The sequence below is a fragment of the Acidaminococcus hominis genome (genome assembly GCF_022484025.1).
Taxonomy (GTDB): Bacteria; Bacillota; Negativicutes; order Acidaminococcales; family Acidaminococcaceae; genus Acidaminococcus; species Acidaminococcus hominis.
In genome coordinates this window covers 99,994-117,917 of sequence record NZ_JAKVMG010000001.1, presented here as the reverse complement: position 1 = coordinate 117,917, position 17,924 = coordinate 99,994, and the positions used below count along the sequence as shown (strand labels likewise).

17 protein-coding genes and 1 tRNA gene are annotated in these 17,924 nt (G+C 55.2%); 1 reads left to right on the top strand and 17 read right to left on the bottom strand.

The genetic code is table 11. The features are described from left to right. Positions 1 to 526 precede the first annotated feature (526 nt). The 3 genes from mgtE to LKE88_RS00445 all read right to left on the bottom strand — a co-directional run bounded on the left by mgtE (position 527) and on the right by LKE88_RS00445 (position 3,579). Positions 527 to 1,927 carry a magnesium transporter gene (gene mgtE, locus LKE88_RS00455; RefSeq protein ID WP_105325786.1) on the bottom strand — a complete coding sequence of 467 codons (1,401 nt, stop codon included), beginning with the start codon at positions 1,925 to 1,927 and terminating at the stop codon, positions 527 to 529. A gap of 66 nt (positions 1,928 to 1,993) precedes the next feature. Further along, a complete protein-coding gene (locus LKE88_RS00450; protein WP_118287259.1) occupies positions 1,994 to 2,329 on the bottom strand; it encodes a hypothetical protein in 336 nt (111 codons plus the stop codon). A gap of 23 nt (positions 2,330 to 2,352) precedes the next feature. Further along, positions 2,353 to 3,579, bottom strand: a complete 1,227-nt coding sequence (locus tag LKE88_RS00445) for a class I SAM-dependent rRNA methyltransferase (RefSeq protein WP_105325788.1) — start codon at positions 3,577 to 3,579, stop codon at positions 2,353 to 2,355. A gap of 209 nt (positions 3,580 to 3,788) precedes the next feature. Here LKE88_RS00445 and sfsA point away from each other — a divergent pair, with 209 nt between their 5' ends. Beyond that, a complete protein-coding gene (sfsA, locus tag LKE88_RS00440) occupies positions 3,789 to 4,466 on the top strand; it encodes a DNA/RNA nuclease SfsA (protein WP_105325789.1) in 678 nt (225 codons plus the stop codon). Between the two features lie 488 nt (positions 4,467 to 4,954). Here the strand turns inward: sfsA and LKE88_RS00435 are convergent, their stop codons facing one another. From LKE88_RS00435 to LKE88_RS00370, 14 genes are all read right to left on the bottom strand, one after another. Beyond that, positions 4,955 to 5,779 carry a MetQ/NlpA family ABC transporter substrate-binding protein gene (locus LKE88_RS00435; RefSeq protein ID WP_105325790.1) on the bottom strand — a complete coding sequence of 275 codons (825 nt, stop codon included), beginning with the start codon at positions 5,777 to 5,779 and terminating at the stop codon, positions 4,955 to 4,957. 103 nt (positions 5,780 to 5,882) lie between these two features. After that, a complete protein-coding gene (locus tag LKE88_RS00430) occupies positions 5,883 to 7,133 on the bottom strand; it encodes an NAD(P)-dependent malic enzyme (protein WP_105325791.1) in 1,251 nt (416 codons plus the stop codon). A 39-nt stretch (positions 7,134 to 7,172) separates the two neighbouring features. Then, entirely contained in the window at positions 7,173 to 7,676 is a 504-nt protein-coding gene (locus LKE88_RS00425) for a metallophosphoesterase family protein (protein ID WP_231086479.1), read from the bottom strand. After that, positions 7,658 to 8,248 (bottom strand): RdgB/HAM1 family non-canonical purine NTP pyrophosphatase, encoded by a 591-nt coding sequence (gene rdgB, locus LKE88_RS00420; protein ID WP_105325793.1) that lies wholly within the window; start codon positions 8,246 to 8,248, stop codon positions 7,658 to 7,660. Before rdgB ends, LKE88_RS00425 begins: the two co-directional genes overlap by 19 nt. A gap of 123 nt (positions 8,249 to 8,371) precedes the next feature. Continuing rightward, on the bottom strand, positions 8,372 to 9,016 hold the full coding sequence (locus tag LKE88_RS00415; RefSeq protein ID WP_105325794.1) for a coenzyme F420-0:L-glutamate ligase: 645 nt from the start codon (positions 9,014 to 9,016) through the stop codon (positions 8,372 to 8,374). Continuing rightward, entirely contained in the window at positions 9,009 to 9,548 is a 540-nt protein-coding gene (locus LKE88_RS00410) for a hypothetical protein (protein WP_276802312.1), read from the bottom strand. The genes LKE88_RS00415 and LKE88_RS00410 overlap by 8 nt, the downstream gene beginning before the upstream one ends. Further along, complete coding sequence (locus LKE88_RS00405; protein WP_105325796.1) at positions 9,545 to 9,967, bottom strand: acyl-CoA thioesterase; 423 nt, start codon at positions 9,965 to 9,967, stop codon at positions 9,545 to 9,547. Before LKE88_RS00405 ends, LKE88_RS00410 begins: the two co-directional genes overlap by 4 nt. A gap of 149 nt (positions 9,968 to 10,116) precedes the next feature. Then, positions 10,117 to 10,191: transfer RNA gene (locus LKE88_RS00400), tRNA-Arg, on the bottom strand. Positions 10,192 to 10,265: 74 nt separating this feature from the next. Further along, positions 10,266 to 10,883 carry an energy-coupled thiamine transporter ThiT gene (thiT, locus tag LKE88_RS00395; protein WP_105325797.1) on the bottom strand — a complete coding sequence of 206 codons (618 nt, stop codon included), beginning with the start codon at positions 10,881 to 10,883 and terminating at the stop codon, positions 10,266 to 10,268. A gap of 1 nt (position 10,884) precedes the next feature. Further along, a complete protein-coding gene (locus LKE88_RS00390) occupies positions 10,885 to 11,721 on the bottom strand; it encodes a deoxyribonuclease IV (protein ID WP_276802309.1) in 837 nt (278 codons plus the stop codon). Positions 11,722 to 11,733: 12 nt separating this feature from the next. Next, the gene (locus LKE88_RS00385) at positions 11,734 to 12,504 is read right to left on the bottom strand and encodes an EFR1 family ferrodoxin (RefSeq protein ID WP_276802308.1); all 771 of its coding nucleotides are present in this window, start codon (positions 12,502 to 12,504) and stop codon (positions 11,734 to 11,736) included. Positions 12,505 to 13,853: 1,349 nt separating this feature from the next. Further along, positions 13,854 to 15,590 (bottom strand): hybrid sensor histidine kinase/response regulator, encoded by a 1,737-nt coding sequence (locus tag LKE88_RS00380; RefSeq protein WP_276802306.1) that lies wholly within the window; start codon positions 15,588 to 15,590, stop codon positions 13,854 to 13,856. A gap of 21 nt (positions 15,591 to 15,611) precedes the next feature. Next, positions 15,612 to 16,757, bottom strand: coding sequence for a S41 family peptidase (locus LKE88_RS00375; protein WP_276802304.1), 1,146 nt, complete (start codon positions 16,755 to 16,757; stop codon positions 15,612 to 15,614). A 15-nt stretch (positions 16,758 to 16,772) separates the two neighbouring features. Then, complete coding sequence (locus tag LKE88_RS00370; protein WP_105325802.1) at positions 16,773 to 17,915, bottom strand: murein hydrolase activator EnvC family protein; 1,143 nt, start codon at positions 17,913 to 17,915, stop codon at positions 16,773 to 16,775. Between the last annotated feature and the right edge of the window lie 9 nt (positions 17,916 to 17,924).

The window sequence follows — 17,924 nt, the reverse complement described above, 5'->3', positions numbered from 1 at the left end:
AGTTTTTAAATTCTGTCTTAGATTTCGTATCCCCCAATTTTCCGTGATGAGCCCAAAAAATTGCCTCAGGCAATTTTTCTGTAGTTGGACTACCTAACGGTCCGCACTAGCCCCAAATGGGGACGAGCTTTCCCCTTGGGGAAAGTGGCACCACAGGTGCCGATAGAGGAACCCCCCGAAGGGCCGTCCAGGTATTAGCGGCCACCGGCCGCCTGCCTTCCCCTTCTCCTGTTCGCTGCGTTGCGCGAACAGGAGAAGGGGAAGGTCGGCATTGCCAACAGCAATGCCGGGTTGGGGTTCAAAACCAAGCTTCACAACAATCCCCCATTCAGTACATGACCAGTAGTGGCCTAAGACCGGCCCCTGCAAGAGTGTAGGGGCTGGCAGTCCGTAGGACTGACTGAGGAAGTTTATTAGAATACGGCTATAACGAACGTACAAAAAAAAGACTTGCGAACTCAAACTAGTTCGCAAATCTTTTTTTCACAATCTTGTTTCACTTTATATACTTCTATTCTCCCCACCCCTACTGCAGCAGGTACGGCAGGAACATCTTGCTGAGCCCCAGGAAAATAAAGAAGCCGCAGACATCCGTTGCCGTGGTAATGAAAATACTGGAGGCAATGGCCGGGTCAAAATTGAAGGCCTTGAGCACCACCGGCACCAAAAAGCCCACAAACGCCGCAATCATCAGGTTGCAGGTCATGGCCACCAGGATAATCAAGCCCAGCGCCGTATTCCCGCTCATCTGGCTGATGACAAAACCGGCGATAATCCCGTTCACCAGCCCGTTGATAAAGCCCACAGCGATACCCTTAAAGATCCGTTTCTCGTTGCCATGGAGGCGGATATCCCCCAAAGCAATCCCCCGGACCACCACCGCCAGGGTTTGGGTCCCAGCGTTGCCCCCCATGCCCGCTACAATGGGCATAGCAGCCGCCAGGGCCACTACCTGGGAAATGGTATCCTCAAACAAAGATACCGTAGCAGACGCCAAAAATGCCGTAATCAGGTTGACCAGCAGCCAGGGCAGACGCATCCGCACCGATTCAAACACCGTGCTGTCCACGTCTTCTTCCTTGCTGACACCGCCTAATTTCAACATATCCTCGGTGTTTTCTTCTTCGATAACATCGATGATATCGTCGACGGTGATGATGCCGATAATCCCCTTGCGCTTGTTCACAACCGGAATGGCGTGCAGGTCATATTTGGATACCAGCCGGGCAACGTCCTCCTGGTCCGCTTCCGGCTCCACAGAAATGACATTGTCCTCCATGATATCGTTTAACGTATCATAGTTTTTGGCCACCAGCAGTTCCCGGAGAGAAACCGTGCCTACCAGCTGCTTCCGGTCGTTGGTGATGTAGAGAATGTTGATTTCCTCAGTCTTGGGAGCAATCTCCTTTACCTTTTCCAACGCCTGACTCACCGTCAGCGTGCTGCGCATGGAAATGTACTCGGTGGTCATAATACCACCGGCAGTGCTCTCCCCGTAGCCCAGCAAATCCCGAATAACGGTCTGGTCGCTGGTCTTCATCAGCTTGACCAGTTCCTTCCGCCGATTGGCCGGCATATCTCCCAGAATGTCTACGATATCGTCCTTGGACATATGCTGGAAAATCCGCAGAATCTTGTTCAGGTCAAACAGCTTCATGATCCGCACCTGCAGATCCTCGTCAGCCTGTTCAATGATTTCTGCGTTTTGGGCATCATCCAGCAAACTGGTCAAATACACAATATTGCTGTCCGAAGCCTCCTCCATGGCAATGGCCAGGTCGATGGGGTGGGAATCCTCCACCAACCGTCTTACCGCTGCCTCATCCTTATGATTCAGAGCCTCGTTCAGTTCGCTTTCCATGCGTTCTTCCAGCAGCTCCTGCTTTTCTTCTTCGCTTTGTGCGCTAACTTCCTTTTCTTCGTCCATGCCAAGCTCTCCCCTCACCTGCTGTGCCTGGCTCCTCCCTAGGAGGTCCCCTTGCTGCAGGCTAGATTATTTTCTAGAAAATGCTGCATCCTCGGAGAGCAGCCATCCTACAGCGCCATCAAACCGGATGGCCAGGTTGTAGGTTTTCTGCTCCGCCGCGTTACGGGTTTGGTTTATCGGAACAAAGAGTGTACCCTTGGGATAGAACCCCAAAGTCAAACTTTTTTGGGACGGTTCCGCGTAGAACGGAACCTGATTGTGGGTGGTTACCAGCACAATCTTGGACTGCTGAAAGTGGGTTTCTGTGCTTTCCGCGTGGGCGGCCGGCAGCTGTCCAGCAGGGAACAGGCCAAAACCCAGGGCGGCACAAAAGGCCGTCAGCAGACAAAATTTCTTAATCATAGCACACCTCACTTCTCCAGGCCTTACACCACCTGGAAAATATAGAACTTCAGATAATCAGTTTCCGGCACATTGTACAAAATCGGATGGTCCGGAGCCTGCTGCCGGGCTTCCACCTGGCGCAGGGACACCGCTGCATCGTGGGACGCTTCCCGGAGCATCTGGACAAACAGCTCGTCCGGCATAAAGTGGGAACAGGAACAGGTGGCCAGGTACCCGCCCCGGGGCAGCAGCTTCATGGCCTTCATATTGATTTCCTTGTAGCCCCGGAAAGCCGAATGGACCGTATGGCTGGATTTGGTAAAAGCCGGAGGATCCAGGATAATGAAATCAAACGGATGCTGCTTCTTTTCTTCCAGCTCCGTCAGATATTCAAACACATTGGCTTCCACGGTCTGGATGGCTTCCTCCGCCCCGTTCAGGGCGAAATTCCCCCGGGCCCGCTTCAGCGCTTCCCCGGAAATATCCACCGCCGTTACCGAAGCCGCCCCGCCCTTCCAGGCGTTCAGGGCAAAAGGCCCCGTATGGGTAAAACAGTCCAACAGATGCTTGCCCTTGCAGATTCGCTGCACTGCCAGCCGGTTGTATTTCTGGTCCAGGAAGTAGCCCGTCTTTTGGCCGTTGACCACGTCCACCTGGTACTTCAGACCGTTTTCTGTGATAATGGGCAGCAGGTCGTCTTCCGTCAGCGTGGAGCCCGGCACCTCGGCAATGCCGCAGCCTTCTTCCATACCTTCCAGTTCCCGGATTTTCACATCGTTCCGTTCGTAGACGCCCTTCACGTCTTCCCCCATGGCCCGCAGGGTTTTCAGCAACAGAGAGAAAATCAGCTGCTTGCGCTGCTCGATGCCCAAAGACAGCACCTGGGCCACCAGCACGTCCTCAAACCGGTCCACCGTCAGCCCCGGGAATCCATCGGCCTCCCCAAAAATCAGCCGGCAGCAGCGGAAATCCGCCCCAGGCATTACCGTTTTCCGGTAGTCCAGAGCATACTGGATTCGCCGTTCAAAGAACGCTTCGTTAAAGGTATCATTGGCATTTTGGGAAAGCAGCCGAATCCGAATCTTGGAATGGTCGTTGATAAAACCCGTACCGATATATTTGCCTTTTTCGTTGACCACATCTACCAGCTGGCCATTTTCGTACGCACCGTCCAAGGCCAGCACCTCGTCGGCAAATACCCAGGGATGACCATGACGGGCAGCCCGTTCTCCTTTTTTCGTAATCGTTGCTTTTCTAAAATTGCGCATTTCCTTCTCCATTCTTTTCTGACCAAAGTATAGAAATATTGTACCATAACCAGCAAGTTTATACACGTTAAATATGAAAACTTTGGTACATTCAGCCATTCCCCTTGGGCATTTCCCCCAGGCTTTTCCCCCGTATTTCCTCCCTCCGCCGTGGTATAATAAAAACCAGGGCTGGCAGTTAGCGTCCAGCCCCAGTAAAGGAGAACCCTATGCACTATCCCAATGTCTGTCCCGGCCGCTTTCTGGCCCGTCCCAACCGCTTTATTGCCCAGGTGGAAATAGACGGCCAGGAAGAAACCGTCCACGTAAAAAATACCGGCCGCTGCAAAGAACTGCTGGTGCCCGGCTGCACCGTATACCTGACCCGCAGTGACAACCCCGCCCGAAAAACCAAATACGACCTGGTGGCCGTCCAAAAAGGAGACCTGCTCATCAACATGGATTCCCAGGCCCCCAACCACGCCGCCCAGGAATGGCTGGCCGCAGGCGGCCTGGGCCCGCTCACCCTGCTCAAGCCCGAATGCCGCTACGACCAATCCCGCTTTGACTTCTATTTCGAAGCAAAGGACCGCAAAGCCTTTTTGGAAGTGAAAGGCGTCACCCTGGAAGAGCACGGCATTGTCCGTTTCCCTGATGCTCCCACCCAGCGGGGGGCCCGGCATATCCACGAGCTCATCAAGTGCCAGGAGGAAGGCTATGACGCCTACCTGCTCTTTGTCATCCAAATGAAAGGCGTGCAGCATATGGAGCCAAACCGGGCCACCGACCCGGAGTTTGCCGCTGCCCTTTTGGCAGCCCAAAACGCCGGCGTTCACCTGTTGGCCTACGACTGCCTGGTCACCCCAGGCGAAATGACCCTGGACGCCCCAGTGCCCCTGATTCTATAAAGCCTGAAACACCCGACAAAAAAAGGTGTGAAATAATGAAACTTCTATCGTCGCCTTCGGCGACACTTCCTACACGCTTGCAGGAAGCGTTCTATGCCACTACTGGTCAAGTAATAGACTAGGGTAGTGCAAATATTTACGAACTATGCTGCTTTGCGATACCCGTTTTGCACATGACTCGTATAGGCCTAAGACTGGCCCCTGCTAGCGTTGCGCTCACATCCAAGAGCATATCCGTGGTTCAAAATGCTCTTGGTTCATGTGAGCCATGTGATAGCAGCCCAAGAAGCAAGCCCGCAGGGCGCGGCTGATTGGAACGCTGCGAACCACTAAGGGGCCGTCAGTCCGCAGGACTGACTGAGGAAGTTTATTAGGTACGGTTATAAAAAGCAAAAAAACGGCTTGCGAACTCTTTTGAGCTCGCAAGTCGTTTTTTCTTTTGGGGGGCAAGTAATTATTTCACACCCTTTTTTTGTTTCGTGCTCTTCTTAGAAGGACGGGAGAATGGCACCTTTGTACTTATCTTCGATGAACTTCTTCACTTCCGGGCTATTCAGGGCTTTCATCAGCTTCTGGATTTCCGGACGGTTTTCATCGCCTTTCCGTACGGCCAGAATGTTGGCATACGGAGAATCCTTGGATTCGGTGAACAGGGAATCCTTGGTGGGGTTCAGCTTGGCTTCCATAGCGAAGTTGGAGTTGATTACCGCCAGATCCACATCATCCAGGGTACGCGGCAGCATAGCAGCTTCCGCTTCGGTGATTTTCAGGTTCTTGGGATTTTCCACAATATCCGCCGGAGTAGCCATAACGCCTACACCGTCTTTCAGCTTCAGCAGACCAGCCTTTTCCAAAATGGCCAGAGCTCTGCCGCCGTTGGTAGGATCGTTGGGGATAGCCACGCTGGCATTGTCAGGTACGTTTTTGATGTCTTTGACTTTCTTGGAGTACACGCCCATGGGTTCGATATGCACCTTGCCCACAGAAACCAGACCCAGGTTCCGTTCTTCATTGATCTTGTTCAGATACGGTTCATGCTGCATGAAGTTGGCATCAATTTCCTTGTCGTGAAGACTCAGGTTGGGTTTTACGTAATCGGTAAATTCCACCACCTGCAAGTCCACACCTTCCTTGGCCAGCATGGGTTTAATCTCGTTCAGGATTTCCGCATGGGGCACAGGAGTGGCTCCAACCTTCAAAACCACTTTCTTGTCGCCGCCGGCGCTTTTGTTGTCCGTGGTTTGACCGCCGCAGCCAGCTGCAATCCCTGCTACTGCCAGAATACCGGCCAAAACCAGTGCCATCTTTTTCATTCGCTACACCCCTTTTAGGTATTTTCCTAGTATTATACGATGAATTCCCCAATTTGCCAACAACTTTTTTACAAAAAGTTTACATATTAGGCAAATATCTGTCTTAGGCGTTCCAGTTCCGTTCCACCCGTTCCGCAGCTTCCTTCCGAATATCCTCTGGATCCCGCTGCACCCGGGCAATCCCCTGCTCCATGGCCGTCTTGGCCACAGCCGCAGCAATGGCCGGTACAATCCGCCGGTCAAAAGCCCCGGGCACCACATAGTCTTCCTTCAGTTCGTCATCAGCAATCAGGCCCGCAATGGCTTTCACCGCTGCTACCTTCATCTCTTCCGTAATGGCAGAAGCCCGTACCGCCAGAGCCCCCCGGAAGATTCCCGGGAAGACGCACACATTGTTTACCTGGTTAGGCGCATCACTGCGGCCCGTACCAGCAACGGCAGCACCCGCCGCCTTGGCTTCCTCGTAGGTAGTTTCCGGCACCGGGTTGGCCAGGGCGAACACCACAGCCTGGGAATTCATGCTTTGGATGATTTCCTTGGTAAACAGCCGAGGAGCGGAAACCCCAATCAGCACATCGGCACCTTTCACGGCGCCGGCCAGATTGCCCTTGTAGTGTTCCGGGTTGGTAACGCTGGCTAGGTAAGCCGTAGCCATATCCATTTCGCCCGGACGGCCTTCGTACACAGCCCCGTCGATGTCGATCATAATCAGGTTCTTGACTCCCAGCCGGTACAGCAGCTTGCCAATGGCAGAGCCAGCAGCGCCGCAGCCGTTGACCACCACCTTCACCTGGGAAATATCCTTTTTCACATAGCGCAGCGCCCCGGAAACCGCAGCACAGGCAATAATGGCCGTACCATGCTGGTCATCGTGGAAAACCGGAATATGGCAGCGCTTGATCAGCTCCGCTTCAATCTCGTAGCACTTGGGAGAAGAAATATCTTCCAGATTGATGCCCCCAAAGGACGGCTGCAATTTTTCGACGATATTCACAAATTCCTTGGGATCCTTGGTATCGATGCAGATGGGCACAGAGTCCACATCCCCAAACTTCTTGTACAAAACCGCCTTGCCTTCCATAACGGGCATGGCAGCTTCCGGACCAATGTCCCCCAGCCCCAGCACCCGGGTGCCATCGCTGATGACGGCCACCATGTTGCCCCGGCAGGTATATTCAAAGGACAAATCCGGATTTTCCTTGATTTTCCGGCAAGGTTCAGCTACCCCCGGCGTATAGGCAATGGACAGGTCGTGCCCATTTTCCAGAGGTACCTTGCAGCGTACTTCCAGCTTCCCATGATTCTTGGCGTGCATTTCTAGCGCTTCTGCATTCAAATCTTCCGTATTGGCCATCTTTTTGTTCCTCCTTAGGAATCTGCTTGATTTTTGTTTTTATGCCTTGCTGTCCAGGGTCTGAACCACAAACTGGGGCTTTTTGCCCCGCTCCAGGGTCAGCAGCCCAAAGGACGGAATCCCGTTCCGGGGCCGGGAAGGACTGCCCGGATTGATGAGCAGCAGGCCCTCCTCCTCCAAACATACAGGTACGTGGATATGGCCAAAAACCACCACATCCGCCTGCTTTTCCGCACCCCAGTACAGCAGCCGGCTAAAGTCATTGCCCCACACATACCGATTGCCATGGGTCATCGCCAGGGTAAAGCCCTCCTGGCGGGTAACCAGTTCCTGAGGAGCCCGGTCCTCGTACACGTCGCAGTTGCCGCATACCGCATACACCGGCTTCCCCGCCAGCTGCTCCACATAAGGAGCATCTTGGCTGTAGTCCCCGGTATGGAGCCACAGGTCCACGCTGCCCGCCTGCCGGATTACCCGGCGGATGGCTTCCCGGTCCCCGTGGGTATCCCCCAGGACCCCAAGCGTCATTTTATCTTTTTCCATTGGTTCACCAGCTTGCGGATAGCCTTGGCCCGGTGACTGATGCTGTTCTTTTCTTCCATAGTTGCTTCCCCCAAAGGAGCGTGCAGCTCCGTGGACCAGAACAGCGGATCATAGCCAAAGCCATTGGTCCCATGGGGTTCGTGGAGAAGAATCCCATCACAAATCCCCGACGTTTCCGCCAAAATCTTACCTTCCGGATTGGCCACCGCCAATGCGCAGAAAAACCGGCAGTTCCGCCGGACCTGCATCTTCATATTGGCCAGCAGCAATTCATTATTTTCCTCATCAGTGGCCTCCTCCCCGGCATACCGGGCAGAACGCACCCCAGGAGCCCCCTTCAGGCTCAAAACTTCCAAACCAGAATCATCCGCCAGACAAAGCTTTCCCGTTTCCTTGGCATAATATTTTGCCTTGATTCGAGCATTGGCTGCAAACGTGCGGCCATTCTCCTCCGGCTCAGGAATGGGCGGATAATCAGACAGACAAGTGAATTCCAGTCCCAGCTCATTCATCAAAGACTTGAACTCTTCCACCTTGCCCAGATTATGTGTTGCAATCACAACTTGCTGCATAATTTCACCAACCTTTTCTATAAAAGCTATTGTACCATCGAAACCCAGGAATGCCAACCTATAAACCCAGTAAGCCGTCAAAAAACGGGCTGCGCCTCCTGGCACAGCCCGCATTTCTTTTTCTTATCGCAAATAATCCTTGATCACACAAATCGGCGTCTTCTGGCTGTCGTTGCCAAAAGGATTGTCGATGAGAATCTTTTCCACCAGCCGGGGATCCACACCCTTGGTGCAGCCCAACACGCAGGACCGCTTCAGGTCGTTGACGTCGGCCACCGCAGCCCCAAAGCACCCCAGCCCTTCCTTGATGTTCTCAGACACCCGGTTGGGGTTCTTGGGCCCCAGCACAATGTGCTTATCATAAGGAGGCATGGTGCCGGTAATATCGTCAATCAGCCGAGCCTGTTCCCCGCCCATGCGGTAGAACACCCCGGGCTTGCCCGCTACCTTGGCAAAAAAGCCGCAGACCACAGCCACCAGCACCTTCAGCGTCCCGGATTCGTTCAGCAGGGACTGCATGGAAGACCAGTTGCCGATACTGCCCACGCCGGGAAACAGCTGGGACAGCACCTTGGCTGCAAAAGAAATCTTCATAGTTTCCGGACGAATGGCCCGGTTTTGGGTAATGGCCACCACGGACTCGGCCACACAGACCACATCCCGGGGACCAATCTTGTCGCCGCCAAATTCCTTCACTGCATCCACAATATTGTCGTGGATGGTCAGAATGCGCGTAGGAATGGGAATAATTTCATACTTATCAGCCACGGTACGCACCTCCTGCCAATTTGGCCATTTCAGCCCCATACAGGGTCACGAAATACTTTCTTACATAATGTGCCTTCCGGCCAACCCCGGTCACATAGATAGCAGCATCCATGTCCACCATCCGGCTCAGGACTTCCCGCATATCCTTGCCATTTCTGGCTTCCAGCCGCAGGGTCACAATCAGCTTCCATTCGGACCATTCCTTCAGCACCAGCGCTTCGAAATAATGGTCCTTCCGGCGCCGGTCATCCTTTTCCACATCCCCGGTGCAAACCGCATCCGGAAATTGTTCCTGGGGCAGGTACGGCCGCACAAAGCAGTCCGTTACCGCAGCACATTCCTGGCTGTTGTTGCGCAGAGGCACGGTAAAAGAATATACCGCATGCTGGGGATCCAGCTCCACCAGCTGCAAAGGCGTCTTTTCGTCCATAACCACCTTGGTGTCATCCGTGGGCTTTAAGGCGGCGTAAACAATCATGACCAGCGCACCCAATACGCACAGGCCAAGAAGCAGTAAAATCACATTGATCATACTTTTTTCTTCCCTTCTTCTGCAAGCATCCGCTGCAATTTTTCATAATACGGTGGGGACAGACGCTCCACCTTTCCTTCCAGATTGGTAAAAGCGTTGGTGGAATCGCCCTTGGCCAGCAGCACCCCATCCCGTTTCCGGATAATCTCATATTCGTACACGATTTTTACCCGGCTGCAGGACGCCAAGGTGGTCCGCACCTCATACTCGTCGTCAAAACGCGCAGACTGGCGGAACTGGCAGTGGACCTCAATAATGGGGACCATGAAGCCATCGGCCATCAGCTGGTTCAGCTCAATGCCCGCTGCCCTCAGATAGGCCACCCGGCCCATTTCAAACCACCGCAGGTAATTGGTATGATGGACCACGCCCATCAGATCGGTTTCAGAAAAACGGACTCGATCGGTGATTGTAACCACGGCAAAACCTCTTTTCTCACAGCTTTTTCATTATAGCACGTTTTCCCAGAGAAGAAAGACCTTCTTTGGGATTCCCGGAATTTTATAAGTCCCTGGAAAATAAGAGACCCCATAATGCGCTTTCGCGAATCATGGGGTAAAGTACAAAATGGTACGCCTGGGCGGAATCGAACCGCCGCACACGGCTCCGGAGGCCGTTGCTCTATCCACTGAGCCACAGGCGTATTACTGAACAAGCGTTATTATAGCATGAACCGGGCATTCATGCAAGGAATTTATACAAAAAAAGTAAAATTTTTCACCGGGGCTTCCGGAGCAGCCCTATAAAGCGCCCCATGGGCAGCACCCGGTACAGCAGCAGACAAATGGCCAGATCCGGCAGCAGATACAGCCCGTTGGCCCACAGGGAGTACACCACCGGGGACATCCCCGCCGGCGCATAGCTGGCAAAAAACGCCACTCCGGACACAAAATGGCAGAAGTACCGCATCAGGACCGCCAAAATCATGCCCCCATAAGGGTGCTGGGGAAAGAACCCGCATACCCCCAGAGCCATAAAAGGCAGCGGATAGTCAAATAGCACCTGCACTGGATGAAGAATGTAGGGATTCAGCAGCAGGTTCAGAATCCCGTAGGCAAACCCCGCCAGCACCCCCACTTCCGGCCCAAAAGCAAAGGCCACCAGCATAATGGGCAGCATACCACCCAGGGTAATGGTGCCCCCGTAGGGCATCCGGTAGAGCGGAAACACACTGAGCACCAGTGTCAGCGCCAGCATAAAGCCGCAGCTGGACAGCTGGTGGGCGCTGAGCTTCACCTTCCGGGTGTGCAGCAAAACTACCAAAAGCGCCAGTACCCCCACCAGGGTCAGCAGCGTCACCGGGCTCGCAAAAACTTTCGCCAAACCTTCTTCCATCCTACCTTCCCTCCTCAGCGGCCTGCCGCATCAGAGCAATCTCCCCGGCGTAGCCTTCCAGCTCATTGGGAGTTTCCAGGATAAAAGGCAGCTGGGTCAGCGCCGGGTGGCGCACAATCCGCCCCAGAGCCTCCAGTCCCAGGTAGCCCTGGCCCAGCTTCTCGTGCCGGTCCTTGTGGGCCCCCAGGGGATTCTTGCTGTCGTTTAAATGAATGGCCTTCAGCCGCCCCAGCCCAATGACTTGGTCAAATTCCGTCAGCACCTCATCCAAGTGGTTCACCACATCGTAGCCCCCGTCCCACACGTGACAGGTATCCAGGCAAACCCCTACCTGCTCCTGGAGCTTCAGCTTATCCAAAATGGCGGCAATTTCCTGGAAGGTCTTACCCACTTCCGTGCCCTTCCCCGCCATGGTTTCCAAAAGCAGCGTGGTGGTCTGCCCCTTTTGCAGCACCTGATTCAGGCAGTCCGCAATGAGCTGAATGCCCACTTCTGGTCCCTGCCCCAAATGGTTTCCCGGATGCATATTGTAATATTGGTGGGGCACCAGTTCCATCCGCACCAAATCGTCCGCAATGGTTTCCCGGGCAAAAGTCAGCACGTCCTCCTTGGTGGAACAGGGATTCAGCGTGTAGGGCGCATGGGCCACCAGAGGCACCGCCCTGCCCTGCCACAGCTCCCGAAACGCCTGGACATCTTTGGGGTCCACCTCCTTGGCCTTGCTCCCCCGGGGATTCCGGGTAAAGAACGCAAAAGTATCCGCCTGAATAGACAGCGCCGTTTTGCCCATGGCCAAAAAGCCCTTGGAAGAAGACAAATGACAACCGATATGCAGCATCTCTCTCCCCCCTTAGCGATGGAACAATTCCTGGGCCTGCACCTCAGGATGATGGTATTGGTCAGCCTTGGCAATCACATGCCCGTGGACCGCAATCCCCCCGTGGGGACAGAACTGGACACAGGCCATACAGTAGGCACAATGGTCGTGGACCTTCACCTTCCCGTCCTTCAGGGACAAATTCCCCATAGGACACAGCCGCACGCACAGCCCGCAGCCCACACAGTCCTTGGGCCGGGCCGAAATGGCAAACCGCTTCTTCCCCAGCTTCCGCACCAGCGGAATGGCCATAAGAGCACCCGCCAGGGACTTCTTCACCTGGGACAGGTCCACCTTCCGGGCCAGAATATCCTGCCCCATAGCCTCCACCAGCTGCTTGGCCTTCTCCAGCTTGCTGTAGTCGTAGGTCACCCCCACCTTCCAGGTGGACGTAGAATTGGCTATCATAGGCACCACCCGGCCGTAAGACAACTTGCAGCCCTTAGCCCCCAAAAGCTCCTGCACCCGGTAAAGCGCACTCCCCTGGGTACTCCCGCAGGTAGCCGCCGCATAGTAGTACGCCTGAGGCGATAAGGTTGCCTTCTTTAAGAACTTCAGCACCGGCTTGGGCACATCCCCAAAATACACCGGGAACACAAGCCCCACCGACTTGGCCGATTGCAGCAGCAGCCCAATCGCCTCCCAGTTCTTCTTATCCAGAGGAATCACCTGATCCTGGGTCAGCGCTCCCAGCTCCCGTGCCACCGCATACGAATTCCCCGTACCAGAAAAATATATAATCATGGAACCCACTCCCCTACCTTTATTGTTAGCACATATCCTGCAATTTTTTTACAGGAAGAAACATCCCAGCCAACAACACCAAAATGGCCAAAATGCCCATTACATTTTATTATAACAGATACACCACGCCCCTGACCCATTTCAAGAAAAATTATTGAAATAAAAAAGAAAAACAGTAGGCCACACCAACACCCCCTTGACCGCACCAACCTTTAAAGGCTCCTCACTTTAGGGGGGAGCAGTCAGCCACGCAGTGGCTGACTGAGCGAGGATACCCGGAAAACATTGCCTGCAATGTTCGCTGACCGCACCAACCACCCAACGATTTGTCCAAATATTAGCGGCCCCCGGCCGCATGCCTTCCCCGCACAACAGCAGTCCCAAGCGGGGAAGGAAGCAATGCCGCCGGCATTGCAGGATGGGGCAACTACCTAAATTTCCGCACTAGCCCCTTTTAGCACACGACCAGTAGTGGTCTAAGAAAGCCTTCTGCAAACGTTGCGGTCACGTCCAAATATCTTTACAAGTTATCCAAAAGATATTTGGAATACGTGACCCATGTGATAGCTGCTCAGAAGGCAAGCCCGTAGGGCAACGCCGCCTGGCTAGCAGCGAACCACTGTAGAAGGTGTCATCCACAACGTGGATGACGGATGAAGTTCAATCCAATAGGCCCGTAGGGCCAGCCCAAAGAGCGCCCATAGCTCTCGCCTTTGGGAGTCGTATCCACCGTTCAAGGCATCAGCCGCAGAAAGGTGGAATATACGACCCCTGTGATAGCTGCCCAGAAGGCAAGCCCGCAGGGCGACGCCGCCTGGCTAGCAGCGAACCACTATGCGGCCGCATCCAAACAGCCCAACAAATTCTGCAAGGGGCTGTTTGGTCAATAAGGCCCATGCGATAGCCGTCCGTGAGCCGAACCCGCAGGGTGACGGGGAACGGAATACGGCGAACCGCTTACGGCCGCATCCAAACATCCCTACAATTGTCCAAAGGATGTTTGGTTAATAAGGCCTATGTGATAGCAGCCCAGGAAGCAAGCATCTTGATGCACAGCTGACTGGCTAGCTGCGAACCACTGGGGGAGCTGTCACCGCAGGCTGACTGAGGGAGTCGTATCCATTTCTCAAGGCCTCCGGCCGTAGAGAAATGGAATATACGACCCCTGTGATAGCGGCCCGCGAAGTAAGCCTGAAGGGCGTAACTGAGTGGGTAGCCGCGAACCACTGCGAGGATACCCCGCACCATCGCCTGCAAAGTCCATTGCCCGCACCAAAAAGGCATACTGCTGATGCTCCCGCATCAGCAGTATGCCTTTTCCTATCGTTATTCTATCTCTATTCTTACCCTTACAAAAAACTCAGCAGCACCTGCAGCAGCTGCTCCTTCTCCAGCGGCTTCACCAGCTGCCCGTTCATCCCATTCTTCAGCGCCTGGGCCACATCCTCCGAAATCAGGTTCTCCGTCATGGCGATAATGGGCACCGTCTTGGCATCCTCCCGGTCCATACCCCGAATCACCTTGGCCGCCTCATTGCCGTTCATAACCGGCATATCCAGATCCAGCAAAATGGCGTCATAGGTATGGGGCGCCGCCTGGGCAAACTTGTCGCAGGCTTCCTTGCCGTTGGTCACCCGATCCAGCAGCATCCCCAAAGGTGCCGTAATCTTCTCCAGCACCTGGGCGTTCAAATCGCTGTCTTCCGCCACCAGCAGGTGCTTGCCCTGGAGATGAACCTCCTCCGCCGTCAGCTTGGCCGCATGCTTTTCGTAGCCAAAGGGCAGCTCAATGGTAAACCGCATCCCCTTGCCTTCCGCCTGGTCGGCCTTGATCACCCCGCCCAGTACGTGCACCAGGTTGTGGGTCACCGCCAGCCCCAGACCGCCGTGGACCGTATTCCCGTCCACCTGGCTGGAAAGCTCAAAGGGCAGGAACACCTTGTCCAGCATATTCTCCGGCACTTCCATGCCCTCGCACTGGACCACCGCTTCCAGACATACCCGTTTGTGCTTGATGGCCTTTTCCCGAATCTGGCAGGTCACCTTGTGCTGGGCTTCCGTAAACAGCATGGCGTTGTTCAGCACATTTAACAGCACCTGTTCCAGCCGGTTCTGGTCCCCCAAGAGCCGGGGATACTGCAAAGCCTCCACCTGCATGGAAAAATCAAGCTGCCGCTTGGCCGCCTCGTCCTGGAACACCTGGTTCAACGAATCCAGCAGCTTCTGTACGTCAAAGGCTTCGTAATGGGTCTGCAAGGTGCCATTTTCCATGGCAGACAGGTCGATAACATCGTTCAGCACCCCCAAAAGGTACCGGACCTGCTCCTGGCTTTCCCGAACATATTCCTTCCGGGTTTCCTGGCTGGCCTCGTCCTCCGCCAGGGTCAGATACCCCATAATGGAATGCAGCGCTTCCCGGGTATCCTTGCTGATATGGGCCATAAACTTGCTCTTGGCCTCCGCCAGTTCCCGGGCCTGGTCCATGGCGCTGGTGAGCTGGGCCCGCCGCTCCATTTCCTGGCTGTGCATATCGTCCACCCCATGCTTTAGGAGCAGGCAGCTCCGGCGATGGGTCTTATCCTTCTTGATGCCCTGGAGCAAATAGGACATCCACCGGTAGGAGCCGTCCTTCTGCTTTTCCCGGGCAGTAAATTCCACCTGGCCGCAGGTCTTCATGGCCTTTTCCACCGCCGACCGCAGGAAATCTTCCGTGTACTTCCGGGCGTCCTCCGGATGGAGTTCCCCGGCCAGTTCCGTTACGTTCTGGAACGGCTTTTCCTGCACATTCAGCTTTCCCTCGTGAATCACATAGGTATAGCAAATCTGGTTTTTCCAGTCGATGTCCTCCATCTGCTCGTAGGTATCGCACAAATGGGAAATCAGCTTGGAAAGCCGGTACTTGATGCCCCGCTGCCGCCGTACCTGCCGGGCCCGGTATTGGTACAGCACCAAAAGCAGAATCACCAAAGCCAGCAGGATTTTAACCCCGGTCCACACATAGGGCCAGGCCGCCAGCCTCCCGGCGTCGGTAGTCAGATACGCGTTCCATCCCTGAAAATGACTGCTCAGTTGATTGAAAATATCCATCGTACACTCTCCTGACCTGTGTTATTGCAGCTGCTCTTTTAAATACGCTTCCGCCGCCTGCACCTGATTGGTGCCGTACTCGTCCTCCGCAGCCACCGCCACGTCCGGCGTAATCCCCACCTTGTCGATGCTCCGGCCGCTGGGGGTATAGTACTTGGCCACCGTCAGCTTTACCGCCGTGTCCGGGGACAGCAGGAACACGTTCTGCACCACGCCCTTGCCGTAGGTCTTCTCCCCAAACAGCTGGCCGGCATGGGTGTCCTGGATGGCCCCGGCCACAATCTCTGCCGCCGACGCCGTTCCCTTGTTCACCAGCACCGCCAAAGGATACGGGAACTTGTCCAAAGTGGACGATTCCGTCATGGTCTTGCCCTGCTTGTCCGTCACCGACACAATGGGGCCCTTGGGCACCAGGCACTGGGCCACGGCCACCCCGCTGCTGAGCAGTCCCCCCGGGTTGTCCCGCAGGTCCAGCACCAGAGCTTTCATTCCCTGGTCCTCCAGCTTCTTCAGCTCCGCCTGGAAATCCTTCCCGGTATCCTCACTGAAGTTGGTAATCCGGATATAGCCGATATTGCCGTCTTCCATTTTCCCGTAGACACTCTTGATTTTAATATCCCCCCGGGTAATGGTGTAGGTCTGAGGTTCTTCGTCCCCCCGCTGGAGCAGCAGCTGCACCTGGGTGCCGTCCTGGCCCCGGATCTGCTTTACCACATCGCTGAGGCTTTCCCCTGCCAGTTCCTTGCCGTCAATTTGCAGCAGCACGTCCCCGGACTTGATTCCCGCCTTGTAGGCCGGCGTGTCCTCAATGGGCGAGACCACCACAAAGGTATGGTCATCCTTCATGCCCATCACCATGCCCACCCCGCCAAAATGGCCTTCGGTCATGGTATTCAGGGCCGCAAAATCCTGGTTGTCCAGATAGGTGGAGTACGGGTCCCCCAGCTGCTTCACCATTCCGTTCAGGGCGCCATCATAAATCTTCTTCCGGTCCGCTTCCCCTACATAATGCTGCTGAATCAGGTGCATGGTCCGGACAATCTCACCCAGAGCCTCCGGATCCCCCACCCAGTTTTTCAGCAGATAATAGGACCCGCCGCAGAACACCCCCAAAGACAGGAAAAACGTTCCCAGGAGGGCCGCAGCGCTGTATTTTTTCTTAAACATAGATTCTCTTCTCCTTTACGGCAGATAATCCAAAGGCTGGGTTACCTCGCCGTGGACCCGGACCTCAAAATGGCAGTGGGGACCGGTGGAATCACCGGTACTGCCGGCCTGGGCAATCACCTGGCCCTTGCTCACGGACTCCCCTTCGCTGACATTCAGCGAAGTATTATGCCCGTACAGCGTCACCAGGCCGCCCCCATGGTCAATCATAACCGCATTGCCGTAGCCGCCCATCCAGCCGGCGTAGATGACCACACCGCCGTCGGCCGCCCGGATCGGGTCGCCGTAGTCGCAGGCAATATCAATCCCTGCGTGGAAAATCTGGGTCCCCCAAATGGGGTGCACCCGCCAGCCAAACGGCGACGTAATCTCCCCGTAGATGGGCCAGCTCAGCCGTCCGGAGCCGTGCTGGGCCGCCGTAATCCGTCCCTGCTCCTCCATGCGCTTGATCATGTCCGTAATCTGGGCACTGCTGCGCTGGAGTTCCTCGTACTCCGCATCCAGTTGGGCCTTTTCCGCCAGAGCCTGTTCGTACAGAGCCTGCCGTTCCGCCGTCTTCTGCTGCACCAGCTGCTGCTTGGCCGCTACCTGGGCGTGGGTGGCGTCCAGGTCCCGCTTGTTGGCCTCCAGGGTAGCCTGCTGGGCCTGCAAGGCTTCCTTCTGGGTTTCCAGCCGAGCAATCAGGGCAAAGTCCCGATGAATCACCCGCTGGAGCAGGAACATCCGGGACGCAAAATCCCGAAAGTCCGTGGACCCCAGCAGCACATCCAGGTAGTTCACCTGGCCGTTTTCATAAATATCCCGCAGACGCTTTTTGTAGATTTCCCGGGTCCTGTCGTAATCCTGCTGCTTGGCGTAGAGTGCCGCCTCGTTCTGCCGGATTTGGATTTCCAGGTCCCGCTGCCGGCCCTCCACCTCCGCCAGTTCCCGTTTGGCCGCTGCCAGCTCGTTCTGGGCAGCAATCAGCCGGTCCACCGCAGATTTGATTTCCGCCTTCTTGTTTTCCCGCTGGGCGTCCTTTTCTTCCATCTGCTGCTGCACGTCCTGCAGCTCTGCTTTCTTGTCCTCAATGGATTCCGCCTGGGTCACCGCTGCCGAAAGCTGCAGCGAAACAAGGAGTGCCGCCAGGAGCGCTGCTCCCGTTTTCCCTTTCTTCATGCGCCCGCC

Bases quoted from the DNA above. Each gene is read 5' to 3' on its own strand.
- LKE88_RS00410 (WP_276802312.1), bottom strand. From the start codon at position 9,548: ATGATCAATGTGATTTTACTGCTTCTTGGCCTGTGCGTATTGGGTGCG.
- LKE88_RS00385 (WP_276802308.1), bottom strand. From the start codon at position 12,504: ATGATTATATATTTTTCTGGTACGGGGAATTCGTATGCGGTGGCACGG.
- LKE88_RS00390 (WP_276802309.1), bottom strand. From the start codon at position 11,721: ATGCTGCATATCGGTTGTCATTTGTCTTCTTCCAAGGGCTTTTTGGCC.
- LKE88_RS00370 (WP_105325802.1), bottom strand. From the start codon at position 17,915: ATGAAGAAAGGGAAAACGGGAGCAGCGCTCCTGGCGGCACTCCTTGTT.
- LKE88_RS00380 (WP_276802306.1), bottom strand. From the start codon at position 15,590: ATGGATATTTTCAATCAACTGAGCAGTCATTTTCAGGGATGGAACGCG.
- sfsA (WP_105325789.1), top strand. From the start codon at position 3,789: ATGCACTATCCCAATGTCTGTCCCGGCCGCTTTCTGGCCCGTCCCAAC.
- LKE88_RS00445 (WP_105325788.1), bottom strand. From the start codon at position 3,579: ATGCGCAATTTTAGAAAAGCAACGATTACGAAAAAAGGAGAACGGGCT.
- thiT (WP_105325797.1), bottom strand. From the start codon at position 10,883: ATGGAAGAAGGTTTGGCGAAAGTTTTTGCGAGCCCGGTGACGCTGCTG.
- rdgB (WP_105325793.1), bottom strand. From the start codon at position 8,248: ATGCAGCAAGTTGTGATTGCAACACATAATCTGGGCAAGGTGGAAGAG.
- mgtE (WP_105325786.1), bottom strand. From the start codon at position 1,927: ATGGACGAAGAAAAGGAAGTTAGCGCACAAAGCGAAGAAGAAAAGCAG.
- LKE88_RS00450 (WP_118287259.1), bottom strand. From the start codon at position 2,329: ATGATTAAGAAATTTTGTCTGCTGACGGCCTTTTGTGCCGCCCTGGGT.
- LKE88_RS00425 (WP_231086479.1), bottom strand. From the start codon at position 7,676: ATGGAAAAAGATAAAATGACGCTTGGGGTCCTGGGGGATACCCACGGG.
- LKE88_RS00435 (WP_105325790.1), bottom strand. From the start codon at position 5,779: ATGAAAAAGATGGCACTGGTTTTGGCCGGTATTCTGGCAGTAGCAGGG.
- LKE88_RS00430 (WP_105325791.1), bottom strand. From the start codon at position 7,133: ATGGCCAATACGGAAGATTTGAATGCAGAAGCGCTAGAAATGCACGCC.
- LKE88_RS00375 (WP_276802304.1), bottom strand. From the start codon at position 16,757: ATGTTTAAGAAAAAATACAGCGCTGCGGCCCTCCTGGGAACGTTTTTC.